Source organism: Acinetobacter sp. ACNIH1 (assembly GCF_002934695.1).
GTDB lineage: Bacteria > Pseudomonadota > Gammaproteobacteria > Pseudomonadales > Moraxellaceae > Acinetobacter > Acinetobacter variabilis.
This window is the reverse complement of the sequence record NZ_CP026420.1, coordinates 2858239-2872721: the sequence shown is the minus strand read 5'-3', so window position 1 is coordinate 2872721 and position 14483 is coordinate 2858239. Positions and strand designations below refer to the sequence as shown.

Genomic DNA, 14483 nt, shown 5'->3' with positions numbered 1-14483 from the left:
TTGAGGAACTGGTGACTAGGGCATAGCGCATCACCTCCAAAAAGTCCTGTAATACTCCAAACCTTTCCTGCACCCTAGGGGGAGTTTTACAGGCACTCCGTTTTTTATTTCATCTCAGGTCAATTGAGTCTTTCAAGACTTAAATTTTCCTTTCGATTTCTGTTGGAGTTCATCATGAAAGTTCTGCCATATGCATTTTTAGCCAGTATTCTTGCCTTTAGCTCCGCATTCGCAACTGCTGCTGAAGTGAAGAATGTCTCCCCTGCAAAAACTGCGGCAAGCGTTCAGATGACCTCACAACAGGAATTGATCGATCTGTTTTTTGCTGCTGCTAAAATCGGCAATAGCGAAGTGATCAATGAATTTTTAAAACATGGCTTTCCAGTCGATGTACGTAATCAAGATGGTTATACCCCATTGATGATGGCGACCTATTATGGCCATCAGGATATTGTGACCACCTTACTGGCCAAAGGGGCAGACCGCTGCGCCCGGGACAACCGTGGCAATACGGCCTTGATGGGCGCCTTGTTTAAAATGGAATTTGCCATTGCCAAACAGCTGCGTCAGGTAGACTGTGATGCCCAAGCCAAGAAAACCGGGCAAAAAACCACAGCTGAATTTGCCAAGGTGATCGGTCAGGAAAAGCAGCTACAGAAAATTATCAAGGAACAGGAAAACGGGCTGAAAGCAGTCAAATAACCGAGCAGGAAGCAGTTTATTTTCTTGAACTTTTGTCGATAATTCAGCTAGCTGTACGTAAATCCTGCAATATTGCCTAAACTTTTATGCTTTAATGCGGGATAAGCACAGCGATATTTCCCTTAGTTATGGCTCCAATTATCCACTCTTTGTTAGATACTGACTTGTATAAATTCACCATGCTACAAGTGGTATTACACAAGTTTCCGCAAACGCATAGTGTCTATCATTTCCGTTGTCGCAATCTGGAAGACACGGAATATCCACTGACGGACATTCTGGATGATTTGAATCACCAACTGGATTTGCTGTGTCAGCTCAAATTTAAAGAAGACGAATTACAATATTTACGCAGCCTGCGTTTTATCAAAAGCGATTTTGTGGATTATTTGGAACTATTCCAGCTTAAACGCCGTTTTATTAAGGCCACCATCGACAATGAAGGCCGCCTGGATATTACTATTGAAGGTCCCATGGTTCAGGCAATGATGTTTGAAATCTTTGTACTGGCCATTGTGAATGAACTGTATTTTAGCCGCATTCGTACACCTGAAGTGCTAGCCGAAGGTGAACGCCGTTTAAAAGCTAAAATTGAACTTTTAAAACAGTATGATGGCGCGCAGAACCCGAATGATCCACCATTCCTGGTCTCGGACTTTGGTACCCGTCGTCGTTATAGTTTTGATTGGCAAAAGCATGTCGTCGAAGAATTCAATAAAGCTGCACCGCACGTGTTCCGTGGGACCAGTAATGTGTATTTAGCCAAAGAGTTGGGTATTACCCCGATTGGCACCATGGCGCATGAATTTCTGCAAGCCTTTCAGGCGTTAGATGTGCGTCTGCGTAATTTCCAGAAAGCCGCCCTGGAAACTTGGGTACAAGAATATCGCGGTGACTTAGGAATTGCCTTGACTGATGTGGTCGGGATGGATGCTTTCCTGCGTGACTTTGACCTGTACTTTGCCAAACTGTTTGATGGCTTGCGCCATGACAGTGGTGATCCCTATGAATGGGGTGACAAAGCTTATGCGCATTATAAAAAGCTGAAAATTGACAGCAAAACCAAAATGCTAACTTTTAGTGATGGTCTGAATCTGGAAAAAGCCTGGAAATTGCATCAATACTTTAAAGATCGCTTCCAGGTCAGTTTTGGGATTGGAACCAATCTAACCAATGATATGGGACAGACACCGCTAAATATCGTATTGAAACTGGTGGAATGCAACCGTCAATCCGTGGCGAAAATTTCCGATAGTCCAGGAAAAACCATGACGGATAATGATACCTTCCTGGCGTATTTGCGTCAGGTGTTCAATATCTCAGAACCTGCCTAAAAATATCTGCTTTATTCAAAAAAACGCTTCAATCATGAGGCGGTTTTTTCTTAGAGGATGGTCTTTCTTGAATTAGCTTTAGCTAAAATTATGCTAAGGATCTAGATAAAAACAACATAATTGAAAAAATGAGCTGTGCTAAGATCAAAAGGATTTGACCGCAATGACAACTACTAAGATGACAGCTTCCGCCTTTGACTTTGGTCTGCTGATTGAAGCAGAAGATTGGGTTCCACATTTGGGACACGAAAAACTTCGAATTGTTGATTTAAGCCGGGCGTCGGTTTATGAACAATTGCATATTCCACATGCCTTACATCTGCAACCCAAGCTGCTGGTTCGTCAGGAGGAAACAGCCATGGGCCTGTTACCGGATGCGGAAGGGCTGGAAGCTTTAATTCGTTACCTGAACATTTCTCCTGACCATCATGTCGTGGCTTATGATGATGAAGGCGGTGCGTGGGCAGGGCGTCTGCTCTGGAACCTGCATTGTTTGGGCTTTGAAAATACCAGTTTACTCAATGGCGGTATCCATGCCTGGCTGGGTGCAGGACTACCGACTTCATCAGATCAGGAAACGTTTACACCTGTCGATCATCTGGTTCCGGTTAATCTTGAAAGAAAGGCTGAATTTCAGATCGATTATAATGAACTAAAACAACTCATTGAAAATGAAAATATTCAGGTATGGGATTGCCGTACAGAAGATGAATATACTGGCCTGCGTCTAGCCGCGCGACGCGGTGGTCACATCCCGGGCGCACGTCATTTTGAGTGGAGTACTGCCCTTAACCGGCAAAATCATTTAAAATTACATCCTTTACCACGTACTCAGCAGCGTCTGGAACAACTGGGATTTGATCTGGATCAACCAGTTGTGGTGTATTGTCAGTCCCATCACCGTTCAGGTCTGGCTTATATTCTGGGTCGCTTATTCGGCTGGAAAATTCGAGCCTATGATGGTGCGTGGAGTGAATGGGGCAACCGCCTCGATAGTCCAATCGCTACAGGAGAGGTGCCATCTTGAGCATCACATCGCGTCTAAAACAACAACTGTTTATCCAGGCCCAAAAAGTGGTGCCACAGCATCGCCTGTCCCGTGTGGTGGGAAAAATTGCAGCCAGCGAAAATCCGATTGTAAAAACAGCCGTGATCGCAGCGTTCAAGACCAAATACGGGATTGATATGTCGATTGCCGAGCAGACCAATGCCTTAAAATTCAAATCATTTAATGATTTCTTTACCCGTGGACTAAGAACCGGGGTGCGTGCGGTCGATGCTGATTCAACTGCGATCGTATCTCCGGCAGATGGCGCGATTTCCCAACTGGGTAAAATTGAAAATGGCGATGTGTTCCAAGCCAAAGGTCAGAAGTTTACGGTTGAAAACCTGATTGCTGATCCACAGCTGGCACAGCCATTCAAGAATGGTGAGTTTGCGACAGTGTATCTGTCACCACGTGACTATCACCGTGTCCATATGCCATTTTCCGGGACTCTGACTGAAACTTTATATGTACCGGGTGAACTGTTCTCAGTCAACCAGACCACGGCCGAAAATATTCCGGGCCTGTTTGCCCGTAATGAACGTATGGTATGTCTGTTTGATACCGAACTTGGTCGTATGGCAGTGGTTCTAGTTGGCGCGATGATTGTGGCTGGCATTGAAACTGTAGCGACTGGCAAAGTAAAACCCTCTGGCCGTATTGAGCTAAACCAGCATAATCTTTTCTTAGAAAAAGGTGCCGAGCTGGGCCGTTTTTACCTAGGTTCAACCGCTGTTATTCTGTTTGAAGAAAACAAGATGCAATGGGATGAGAAGTTTAAAGCCAATTCAACCGTATTGATGGGTGAGGCGCTAGGTAACACTATTTAAGTTCCCAAAGCCTCCCTTTTTTAAAGGGAGGTTGGAGGGATTAAATATTTGCTGACTCAGAATAAGTAAATTCCCCTCATTCCCCTTTTATTAAAGGGGGAGATTTTCTCTCCTTTTAGGAGAGGGAAAAAAAGCGCCATCTGGCGCTTTTTATATTTAAACCTTATCGTTTGACCACGATCGAATCAATACCACTATGCTGTAAGGTTTGCTGTGCAATAATCGCAGATTCTGCTGAATCATAAGGTCCAGACACGACACGATACCAAACCTTGCCATTTTCCACGCTGCGGACTACATCTGCAGATAAACCGTTGAGAATAATTTCTGCACGGCGGGCATCTGCCTGATCCGGGTCATCAAAACTACGAACTTGTAAAATATAGCTTGCAGAAGCAGGAGTTGGGGCTTCGGTTGCATCCAGACCTGGCTCAGTTGCTGTTTCTGATTCATCAACTTCAGGTCTTGGTGCCTCTACAATCACCACTGCTTCCTGATTTTTTGCTTCAGGAACCGCCTTTTCAGGAATCGGTGTCACTTGCTGCTGTGGCAACAGATCATAAAAACGGTAGTCTTTATTGGTATCTTCTTCTTGAGAATGCTCAGCCGTAGCCTGGTTTTTAGGTTTAACAGGTTCCCATGGCTTCCACAGCATGAGTGCCATTAAAAAACTTAACACGATTAAAATGATCACGAGTGTGCCGAGCCAGGTAGGAATAAGTGGCTTTTTGGGCTTATTCGGTCTTTCAGATACACCGCGCTGCGTTTTTCCAAACACTTGGGATTTCCTCTTATTTATCGGGGCAAATAGAAAAGGCATAACAGCAGTTATGCCCCTACTATAACTTCATCCTATGTGATCATGATAGAAAAGTCATTATCTAGATCACAAATCACACAGAATTTTAATTTATCTACATCTTCAAGCACATAGCTAACGTTACAAAATGTTTATTCAGCAGATAAACGGCAATGACTAGCATGCTTACTTTAAGCACAGCTCTCACCTTGCGAGCATGCAAAACAGTGTTTTGCTTACATGCTCACTTCGAGCAGAGCTCTTCGTCTTGCGTCAATGTAAAAGCAGTGCTTTACATTGACTCAGGCGCAGATACACCAAGCAGTTCCAGACCGTTACGCAGCACTTGGCGAACATTTACAGATAACAATAAACGTGCCTGAGTTAATTCTGCATCATCGCCCAGAACCTTGTTGTCGTTGTACCAGCCATGGAACAGCGCAGCCAGCTCTTTCAGGTAGTTACCAATCTGATGCGGTTCATAGCTGTTTGCAGCACGAACAACAATCTCTGGATAAGCTGCCAGTTTTGCCAGAATTTCAGTCTCCGCTTCCAGCTCAAGTTTGGCTGCCAGACCACGTGCAGTGGCTGCATCAAAGTTCACACCTGTAGAGGCTGCCTTTTCTAACATACGGCAGATCCGCGCATGCGCATACTGGATGTAATACACGGCATTGTCCTTGCTTTGAGATACGGCAAGATCAAGGTCGAAGTCAATGTGCTGTTCAGATTTACGCATGACATAGTAGAAACGCGCTGCATCATTCCCGACCTCTTTGCGCAGGTCACGTAAAGTCACGAACTGGCCTGAACGAGAGGACATCTGTACCATCTCGCCACCACGCCACAGGCTGACAAACTGAACCAGAAGTACAGTCAGTTTTTTCGAGTCATAGCCCAGAGCATCAATCGCGGCTTTTACACGTGCGATATAACCGTGGTGGTCTGAACCCCAGATATCTATAATATCGGTATAGCCACGTTGTAATTTGTTTAGGTGATACGCAATATCAGAGGCGAAATAAGTGGTTTGACCATTACGGCGTTTAACCACGCGGTCTTTTTCATCACCAAATTCAGTTGACTTGAACCAGATGTTGCCATCTTTTTCATACAGGAAGCCACGCTGATCTAGAGTTTGTAGCGCTTCATCAATTTTTTCAGTTAAAGTCGCTTCACTGAACCATTGATTGAAAGTCACCCCGAATTCACCGAGGTCATCTTTAATATCATCAAGAATGGCTTTTAACGCAGCCTGATGGAAGACGCGGTAACCTTCATTTAATAAAATTTGTGAGTTAAAGATCAGGCCATCAATGTGTTTTTCTTTATCACCTGAAACAACCACTTTATTGCCTTCAGCATCCGATTCGGCAGCATACTGTACGTCTTCAGGGACATCTTTATAAACGTCTGCAACAGGGCGAACATAGATATCGCCGTCTTTATCAATAATGCTTTGTGCGATTTCTTTGACGTAGTCACCTTGATAGGCATTTTTCGGGAACACCAGTTCCTGACCCGTCAACTCTAAATAACGTAAATAAGTTGAAGTCGCCAGAATATCCATCTGACGGCCAGCGTCATTGACATAATATTCACGGTCAACTTTGGCACCTGTCGCTTCAAGCAGATTTGCAACAGTCATACCATAAGCAGCGCCACGACCATGACCTACATGCAGGCTAGAAGTCGGGTTCGCAGAAACAAATTCAACCTGAACGCGTTTTTCCGCATTGGCCTGGGTACGACCATACGTTGCCTGTTGAGCCTGAATCTGATCCAGCACAGCAAAACGCTGGTCTGCATTTAAAAAGAAGTTAATAAAGCCTGGGCCTGCAATTTCTGCCTTGCTGATATCCGCCACTTCAGGCAGGGCAGCAAGGATTTTTTCTGCTAAATCACGCGGTTTCATACCCGCAGCTTTAGACGCGATCATGGCAATATTTGATGCAAAGTCACCGTGGCTGCGGTCTTTGGTACGCGTCAAATTACTTGTATTGTTCCAGTCAGAGGGGAGTACGTTTTGTGCCTGTAAAGTTTGCACTGCATGATCGAGAGCTGCTTGGATTGCCGTATTCATAATCAGTCGAAAATAGATATCGCAGAAAAACAGCAAATATAGCAAATTTCCGACTCTTTAGGTAAAACCATTTATGGGGAATAAAAAATATACGATTAACAGCCTATGGTTTCTATCCATCGGTCGGTCATCAATGAAGGATCACATGAGAAAGAGCAGAATAAATAAGTTGCAAACTTTGCTATAAAAAATGAATCATCCAGCAATCAAAATGGCCTATATTAGCCTGATTGAAACAATAAAAAGAGTCAGCATGGATTCAAAACAGCACCCGACCATCATCGGCAATATTCCCAAACTTCCAGCCAAATGGGCCTTGGTCATTGTGCCTTTTATCTTGTCCTGTCTGATGAGTGGGATTATTTCCATGATCAACATGCTGCGCAATCTGGGCTGGATTGAAGGCTTCATGGCGCTCTGGTTTCATAACTGGATGATTTCCTGGGCAATTGCTTTTCCAATTGTGGTAACGCTTTTGCCTTTTGTACGCAAATTTGCCGGATTGCTGGTCGATATGTCAGGAAATCAGCCACCCAAATAATTGTTTTCTATCAATGAGAATTAAGAAAGAAGTTTTAGAAGGTAAAAAACATTCGCTAACAGATGGGATCTCTAGCTAAAACACCAATTAAATCAGATGCTCGACTGCAGCGCGGATGATCCCAAGGATCAGACCAATACAGGCTCCGACCACGACACCATTGACCCGGATCATATGTAGGTCACCACCGACTTCGTTTTCAATCTTGTCGATCATCTCGGTCGAATCCCATTCATGAATACGTTCACTGATAAAACGAATCACTTTCTCACTGTACTGGTCACTTAAGTCTACAGCGATACCACTGAGACGTTTATTCAGTAACTCACGCACTGAGGTATTTGAAATAATATTCTCACCGACTTGCTGAATGGCAACTCGCAGATTCTCTGCAATCCCTGAATCCGACTTTTGCAAATCCGCCTTGATGGCATCGCATAAAATGACCACTGCACCACTGATAAAATTCAGCACTTGTGGACTGTCGAGCAGGGCATCTTTGGTTTCATTAAGTCGCTGGCTGGCCATACTTTCAGAATCTGCCAATTGCTGCATCAGTTCTTGAGCAGTTTCTTCAATTTTAAGCCGCCAAGGATGGTCGGGATCTGCCAACATGGCTTCCACCCGCTGAATCACGGAATCGATACTGCGCTGCTGCACATCAATGCCGATCCAGCTGGCGCCTTTGGCCAGTCTCCAGACCCCTATTTCCTTGAATAAAGTGCGGGTCAGCTCACGAGTCTGTTCGGGATGTGAGGTCATCCAGGCATGCACCACATCCAGGCCGCGTTGCAGCACATCCTGATGGAAATCATTTTTTAAAACAGCGCGTAACATTTCGCTGGCCAAGGTATTGATCTGGGTATTTTTGACCCATTGCACACTGTTGCTCTGAATAAATCCGGCGATCTGTTCCTGCCCGACAAATTCAAATACTTTAGGTACAGTCTGCTGAATCACTTGTGTGACTTGAGCATTATTCTGTGGATTGGCCAGCCAGCGGCCGGCAGCCAGACTTAAATCGGTACTGGCCAGGCTGCGCTGCACGATTTGCGGAGAAAGGAAATTTTCCTGCACAAAACGACCCATAGATTCGGCAATCCGGGCTTTATTGCGTGGAATAATTTCAGTATGGTCACGTAAAAATTTTGGAATCGGCAGCCGGCCAAAAGGATTACGGAACAGTACGGTAATTGCATACCAGTCTGCCAGACCACCGACCACACCCGCCTCAGCAGAGAGCATCAGGATATGAATCAGCCAGACATATTCAGGCAGCAGTTTGGCAGTAATCATCAGCGCCAGCCAAGCCAGTACTGCAACGACCAGTGCAATGGTCGCGAAGCGTTTACTGCGTTGTAAGCTTGATGACGGCTGCTCTTTCTGCATAAATCATCCTGTTATTGAGGCGTGGCCGGCTGTGGTTGTAGTACTTGGCCGGATGGACTTACTCCATATTTAGCGCCAAGTGATTGTAAAATCAAGCGGGCATCAAAGGCATCTTTCGGTTCCTGACCGGCTTTAAAGCACTCAATGGTATAAGCCACTTGAGCAGGATCTAAAGTAACAGTATAGGGCTGATCATAGAATGGATCAGGCCAGAATCCCGGATAGCGTCGGGAATAACCATAAGGACGATAATAGCCGTATGGATAGATGCTAGGCGCCGGATAGACAATTGCCTGACGCGGTGGTTGCTGGGTACGGTTACTAGGATCGTTCAATACCTGGAAAAACTGGAAGCCATTTTGTACCGTAGTTTGAGCGGCTTTCAGCAGGGTGATTTCTTCGGCCGTACCGAAACTCATATTAGGTCGCGCCTGAAAACTGATGCGGTAGGTGTTGGCGTTCAGTGGGGTGGTGCTGTACTGGCCGAGCTGGTCAAAGGTCAGCGGCTTAGACGGAGTCGTTGCACAGCCAGAAAGCAGGGCTGCCGTCGCAAGGGTCAGGGCAATGACAGTTTTTTTCATCTTCGTTCTCCTGATAGGATGATCCAGCGAATTACAGACCTTTAGAAGCTGCTATCTGGCTGGGTCAGGAAACTCAATTCTTCCTCGGTGGATTCACGACCCAGAATCTGGTTGCGATGTGGGTAGCGTCCGAAACGGTCAATAATGATTTTATGCTTAATTTCATATTCGAGGTTTTCTGGATTGCCGAGGCGCTGAAATAATTTTAGCGCAAATTCATGGATTAATTTAGATTCGCTATGCATGAAAGGCATATAAAGGAAGGAACGTTGATCCGGGCTCAGCTGCTTGTCCAGATCCTGGCTGATGGCTTCCTGAGCCAGTGCCAAAGCCAGACTGTCTTGGGCAAAAGCACCCGGCGTATCCCGAAAAATATTCCGTGAAAACTGGTCCAGAACAAGGATTTCTGCTAACCGGCCGTCAGCATTCTTACGCCATGACCATAGTTCAGCCTTACTCGCCTGTTTCAGAATATCGCCAAATTTTTCCTTCAAACTTTGGTCGAACTGGTCACTTTTGGCAAACCAGTTGGGTTGAGTCTCAGGACTAAACCAGAAATCTAAAATATCTTGATAATTCATAATGTTTACAATTTATTAGCATTTATTTGTCAATAAAATCACAAATTTCACATGTCTTATAGAGAAACTTTGTGTTAAAAATTTGCCTAACTAAAAATCAATGGTTTGCTTGAAAACTAGGCAGGGCAGCATGTGCTGTCTGGAAATCGCGGTATACTAAGCTAAACCGATGATTCTATTTTAATAGTTACCCCCCATTAAGCGAGATTGTAATGAGTCAACCTGAATCGACTGCCCATGATGTATTACCGGAATGGGTAGATTCGTCGCTCATCAAAGGAATGCTGCGCGGTATCGAGCGTGAGAGCTTGCGTATGCAAAGCAATGGTTTCCTGTCACAGGAACCGCATCCTCATGCCTTAGGTTCAGCTCTGACACATCCGCATATTACGACCGATTATTCTGAAGCCTTGATGGAGTTTATTACTCCACCGAAAGAGAGTATTACTGAAGCCCTCAACTATCTGACTGACATTCATGCCTTTGTACACCGTCATCTGAAAAATGATGAAAAGCTCTGGCCGATGTCTATGCCGTGCATGCTCGACAGTAAGGATGAAAATATCCCGCTGGCGCAATATGGCAGCTCCAATATTGGCTTATTTAAAACGCTGTATCGTCATGGTTTAGGCGTGCGTTATGGTCGCCGTATGCAGACCATTTCCGGGGTTCACTATAATCTGTCTTTCCCGGATCATTTCTTTATAGCGCTACAAGAACAGGAAACTGATGAAGAGCTGCGCGCTTTAAGCTTGCAGGATTATCGCAGCCATCGCTATATGGGGCTGATCCGTAACTTTATTCGTTTAACCCCGTTGGTGATTTTCCTGGTCGGCGCCAGTCCAGCAGTTTGCCAGTGTTTTATGACTGGACGCGATCACCATTTATTCCCGCTGGTACGCGGTACTTTATATACGCCTTATTCGACTGCATTACGGATGGGACGTTTTGGCTACCAGAATTCAGCACAGAAACAGCTGGGTATTCACTACAATAATCTGCAGGATTATCTGGAAGGTCTGCAAAAAGCGGTTAAAACACCGTACAAACAGTTTACCCGTCTGGGTCTGGATGATGCCAATGGTCAGCCAATTCAGATCAATGACCATGTGCTACAGATTGAAAATGAATACTACAGTCTGGTGCGTCCAAAGCAGGTACCTCAAGAAGGCGAAACTCCATCACAAGCCTTGCAAAATCGCGGGATTGGCTATGTCGAGCTGCGTGCTGTCGATGTCAATCCGTATAGCGCGATCGGGATCAATGAAGATACTGCCGGCTTCCTGGAAGTAGTGGCACTGTACTGCTTATTGCAAGACAGCCCGGCGCTGTTGGATGCCGAACAGGAAATCATTGACCAGAATCAGGCTGAAGTGGTCAACCGTGGTCGTGCCTATAACGCTGCGATTATGGAAAATGGCCAGCGCTATATGATTGAAGACTGGTGTAATCTGCATTTGCAACGTATGCAGCCACTGGCTCAATTGCTCGATCAGGCTTATGAAACTAATCTATATAACAATGCTATGCAAGCCATGCAGATCCGTGTTGATGAAGTTGATGCGACCTTGTCAGCCCTGATTGTCGGAGATATCCGTAGTCACAGCAGCATGTGGCAATTTGGCCAGCATTTGGCCCATCAGCATAGCAATCTCTATGAATCACATCGATTAAGCAAAGAAACACTTAAATATTTCAATGAATTGTCACAAAAGTCATTGCAGCAACAACAGCAGCTCGAGCAAGATAACACGATCAGTTTTACTGAATATTTAGCCCAATATCGATAATAAATAAGAGGATTAACCATGCAATGGGGTTATCGCTTCGTGAGTGGTGTGTTGTTTTTGGCATCTGTTGCCGGGATGGCATTTGCTTTGTATCTTGAGCATGGACAGGGGCTGAATCCTTGCCCATTGTGTGTGTTTCAACGAATCGGATTAATCGGACTGGGGATTATCTCCCTGATTGCTTTGCTGCATAATCCGAAATCCAATGCCATGAAGCGTGGTTATGCTTTCTTAGGCTCGCTCAGTATCTTATGGTCAGTCGGTGTCGCTGCACGGCATGTCTGGTTACAGAATCTGCCCCCAGATCGAGTGCCGAGCTGTGGCCCAGGTCTGGATTACTGGCTGGAAACTTTGCCGATGAAATCGGTATTACAGCAGGTACTGAATGGGTCAGGTGAATGTGCTGCCATTGACTGGACGTTCCTGGGGCAATCTTTACCGGTCTGGTCATTGGTGTTCTTCAGTATCTTATTGCTGATCAGCCTGTGGCAATTATTCCGCAAATATCAGACTGCGCCCGTCAAACGTCTAAGAGATAAATACTGATTTTCAAAATCTGAATCAAAAAAAGCCAGTCTACAGACTGGCTTTTTTTATTACTCTCTTAGAGGCGAACCAAATTTTTTACCTTCGATCAGGTCAGGGCAATGCCTTCAATACTGTCCAGATCGGTCACATATTCATGAATTTGCGTATAGGCTTCATCTTCCACACCTGGATAGAACCAGCGCACAATCTGTTCAGCTACCAGTGGATGATACTGAATTTCAAAATGATTTAGGCCATAGAAAATCGCCTTATGGGCATCAGGTACTTTCAGGTCAAAACGCGGATGGGAATGTTCGCCCAAGGCACTTTTGACACTGACCAGATAATCGCCGATCACATTAAGCGTTTTGTTGGTATGGTGTTCAAACTCGATCGTACCTGCCACCAGATAGGCATTGATATGCGCAGGAATCGGTGCAGGTTTACGGTTATCGTCCATAAAGCCAATCCGTACCGGATTATATTCCCAGTCATCATCCCGAACACTGCCATGACGTAAGTCCAGAATCCCGTTACTGCGAATATTCACCACATGTCCCACAATTTTCACTAAAGGAAAATGTCCAATTTTTTCCTGCAAGCTAAAACCAAAACGTTCCAATACCGCACCATGATGCGGTGAACCTAGACAGACCAGATTTTCCACCATCGGAATCCAGTCATAGACATTCTGTTTGCCATAGAATAGGGCACTGCGTGACACCAGACCGCCCATACTGTGTCCGATCAGATCAATACTGGTAATTCCCGGATTACGTTTGACCAGATCTTGCAAGGTATTGGCCAGACTGCGGCCATTGGCTGAAATGCGGCGTCCGGTATTATAGTTCAGGTACAGCATGGTGTTATGGTCGCGCTGAGCCAGCAATTTTTCCCCAATACCCGGGTATTTACGAGTTGACCAGTCCAGATGGTTCATGCACAGACCATGCACAAATAGGGTAATGCGTCCGGTTAGCTCACCTTGTTGCAGAGAACCATAATGATCGTAAATAAGCATCGGCAAGGCGAGAGGATTCTGATATTTCAGCAGATAATCGCCAATAATCCCGTTCAGGGCACTGACCATAAAATGCATGGTCGGGGTCAGGGGTTTATTATGTAATTTGGGAAATCTTTCAATAATGCGGCGCAGTCCAGGCGCGATCAGGGTATTGCCATAATGAAAGATCATGTCATAAGACATTTGATACAGACGTACGATATAAGGAATATTCTGGAAAGTTTTGGAATTTTTTTCACTCAGCCCGAATACGCTCATTAAAATTTCACGCTGAATCGATTTAATCAGCTCCTGTACTACATCACTAAAGCGCATGGTGACCAATTGTGCCAGGCCTTCCAGGACATCTGCCTGGCTAAGCGGAGTTCGGTCCCATCGACAATAGGTTTCATGCAATGGCGTTAAACTTGGCATTTGATCCTATCCTTTATATGAGCCGTAGACATCTTTCTTTTTTGAGCACTTCACGGTATAAATTCTTTTTTCAGTATTCTTGATTCTCAATTTATTCGGAATACTCTTAAAATAGCGAGAATTGCATAACATTAAAGGCTTTTTTGTCAGACAATTTAAGCAATTAAGTTAAGCGGTTATAAAATGAAGTGTATTTCACACTTTTAAATTAAATTTTGACATTTTGTTTGTTTTTTATTTATTGCCGATGAATATCATTTACCTGCATGGGTTCAAGAGTAGTAGCAGCTCGATTAAAGGCCAGTTATTGGAACAATACTGTGCCAAGTACCCGGATATTCAGGTGCATTTACCCGATTTGAACATGCCGCCGATGGCTGCAATTCAGAAGATTTCTAAATTGATCCAGTCGATGGATCAGGTGGCATTGGTCGGCAGTAGTCTTGGGGGATTCTATGCGACATATCTGGTCGCTCAAGCGCATGTGCCGGCTGTACTGATCAATCCGGCAATGCGACCATGGCAACTGTTTCGTGAACTGTTTGATGATGAATTGCCCCTGCAGGTTCATCCGAACTGGTGCCTGAATGACGCAGATCTTGGCCAGCTCGAAGCCATGGCACTACCAACTGCGCAAGATGCAGACAAAATATTAGTGCTGTTACAACAAGGCGATGAAGTTTTGGATTATCGTGAAGCACATCGCTATTATAGTTCAGCTCGTCCACCTGCACTGCTAATGACCGAGGCCAATGGCAGCCATGGCATGGATGATTTTGCGGAGAAAATTCCGCTGCTCTTACAGTTTTTATCCGACTGCATAAAAAAGGAAACCGAATAAC

Annotated in this window: 14 protein-coding genes; 8 read left to right on the top strand and 6 right to left on the bottom strand. The window is 45.0% G+C overall.

What is annotated here, in order from left to right; all coding sequences use genetic code 11:
• The first annotated feature begins 174 nt into the window (after positions 1-174).
• The 4 genes from C3F22_RS14015 to asd all read left to right on the top strand — a co-directional run bounded on the left by C3F22_RS14015 (position 175) and on the right by asd (position 3911).
• Positions 175-702: an ankyrin repeat domain-containing protein gene (locus C3F22_RS14015; RefSeq protein ID WP_034170259.1), complete on the top strand. Its 528-nt coding sequence runs from the start codon at positions 175-177 to the stop codon at positions 700-702.
• 128 nt (positions 703-830) lie between these two features.
• The gene (pncB, locus tag C3F22_RS14010; RefSeq protein WP_104426756.1) at positions 831-2036 is read left to right on the top strand and encodes a nicotinate phosphoribosyltransferase; all 1206 of its coding nucleotides are present in this window, start codon (positions 831-833) and stop codon (positions 2034-2036) included.
• Between the two features lie 178 nt (positions 2037-2214).
• Complete coding sequence (locus tag C3F22_RS14005) at positions 2215-3063, top strand: sulfurtransferase (protein ID WP_104426755.1); 849 nt, start codon at positions 2215-2217, stop codon at positions 3061-3063.
• Positions 3060-3911 (top strand): archaetidylserine decarboxylase, encoded by an 852-nt coding sequence (asd, locus tag C3F22_RS14000; RefSeq protein ID WP_005232744.1) that lies wholly within the window; start codon positions 3060-3062, stop codon positions 3909-3911. The genes C3F22_RS14005 and asd overlap by 4 nt, the downstream gene beginning before the upstream one ends.
• A gap of 163 nt (positions 3912-4074) precedes the next feature.
• On the opposite strand, the gene C3F22_RS13995 is transcribed toward asd, so the two are convergent.
• Both C3F22_RS13995 and argS read right to left on the bottom strand, forming a co-directional pair.
• Positions 4075-4689 carry an SPOR domain-containing protein gene (locus C3F22_RS13995; protein WP_005232743.1) on the bottom strand — a complete coding sequence of 205 codons (615 nt, stop codon included), beginning with the start codon at positions 4687-4689 and terminating at the stop codon, positions 4075-4077.
• 313 nt (positions 4690-5002) lie between these two features.
• On the bottom strand, positions 5003-6793 hold the full coding sequence (argS, locus tag C3F22_RS13990; protein WP_005232742.1) for an arginine--tRNA ligase: 1791 nt from the start codon (positions 6791-6793) through the stop codon (positions 5003-5005).
• Between the two features lie 253 nt (positions 6794-7046).
• Between argS and C3F22_RS13985 the strand changes: the two genes are divergently transcribed.
• Positions 7047-7334 (top strand): DUF2798 domain-containing protein, encoded by a 288-nt coding sequence (locus C3F22_RS13985; protein ID WP_005232741.1) that lies wholly within the window; start codon positions 7047-7049, stop codon positions 7332-7334.
• Between the two features lie 87 nt (positions 7335-7421).
• Here the strand turns inward: C3F22_RS13985 and C3F22_RS13980 are convergent, their stop codons facing one another.
• The 3 genes from C3F22_RS13980 to C3F22_RS13970 are packed head-to-tail and all read right to left on the bottom strand — an operon-like array spanning position 7422 to position 9885.
• Positions 7422-8723, bottom strand: a complete 1302-nt coding sequence (locus tag C3F22_RS13980; protein WP_104426754.1) for a DUF445 domain-containing protein — start codon at positions 8721-8723, stop codon at positions 7422-7424.
• An 11-nt stretch (positions 8724-8734) separates the two neighbouring features.
• Positions 8735-9304, bottom strand: a complete 570-nt coding sequence (locus C3F22_RS13975) for a CC0125/CC1285 family lipoprotein (RefSeq protein ID WP_005232738.1) — start codon at positions 9302-9304, stop codon at positions 8735-8737.
• A 41-nt stretch (positions 9305-9345) separates the two neighbouring features.
• Positions 9346-9885, bottom strand: a complete 540-nt coding sequence (locus tag C3F22_RS13970) for a DUF924 family protein (protein WP_104426753.1) — start codon at positions 9883-9885, stop codon at positions 9346-9348.
• A gap of 212 nt (positions 9886-10097) precedes the next feature.
• On the opposite strand from C3F22_RS13970, the gene gshA reads away from it, so the two are divergent.
• The gene (gene gshA, locus C3F22_RS13965) at positions 10098-11675 is read left to right on the top strand and encodes a glutamate--cysteine ligase (RefSeq protein WP_004781436.1); all 1578 of its coding nucleotides are present in this window, start codon (positions 10098-10100) and stop codon (positions 11673-11675) included.
• Between the two features lie 18 nt (positions 11676-11693).
• A complete protein-coding gene (locus C3F22_RS13960) occupies positions 11694-12221 on the top strand; it encodes a disulfide bond formation protein B (RefSeq protein ID WP_004781437.1) in 528 nt (175 codons plus the stop codon).
• Between the two features lie 88 nt (positions 12222-12309).
• Here the strand turns inward: C3F22_RS13960 and C3F22_RS13955 are convergent, their stop codons facing one another.
• Positions 12310-13641 (bottom strand): alpha/beta hydrolase, encoded by a 1332-nt coding sequence (locus C3F22_RS13955; protein ID WP_104426752.1) that lies wholly within the window; start codon positions 13639-13641, stop codon positions 12310-12312.
• Positions 13642-13888: 247 nt separating this feature from the next.
• On the opposite strand from C3F22_RS13955, the gene C3F22_RS13950 reads away from it, so the two are divergent.
• On the top strand, positions 13889-14482 hold the full coding sequence (locus tag C3F22_RS13950) for a YqiA/YcfP family alpha/beta fold hydrolase (protein ID WP_005232728.1): 594 nt from the start codon (positions 13889-13891) through the stop codon (positions 14480-14482).
• Position 14483: the final 1 nt, after the last annotated feature.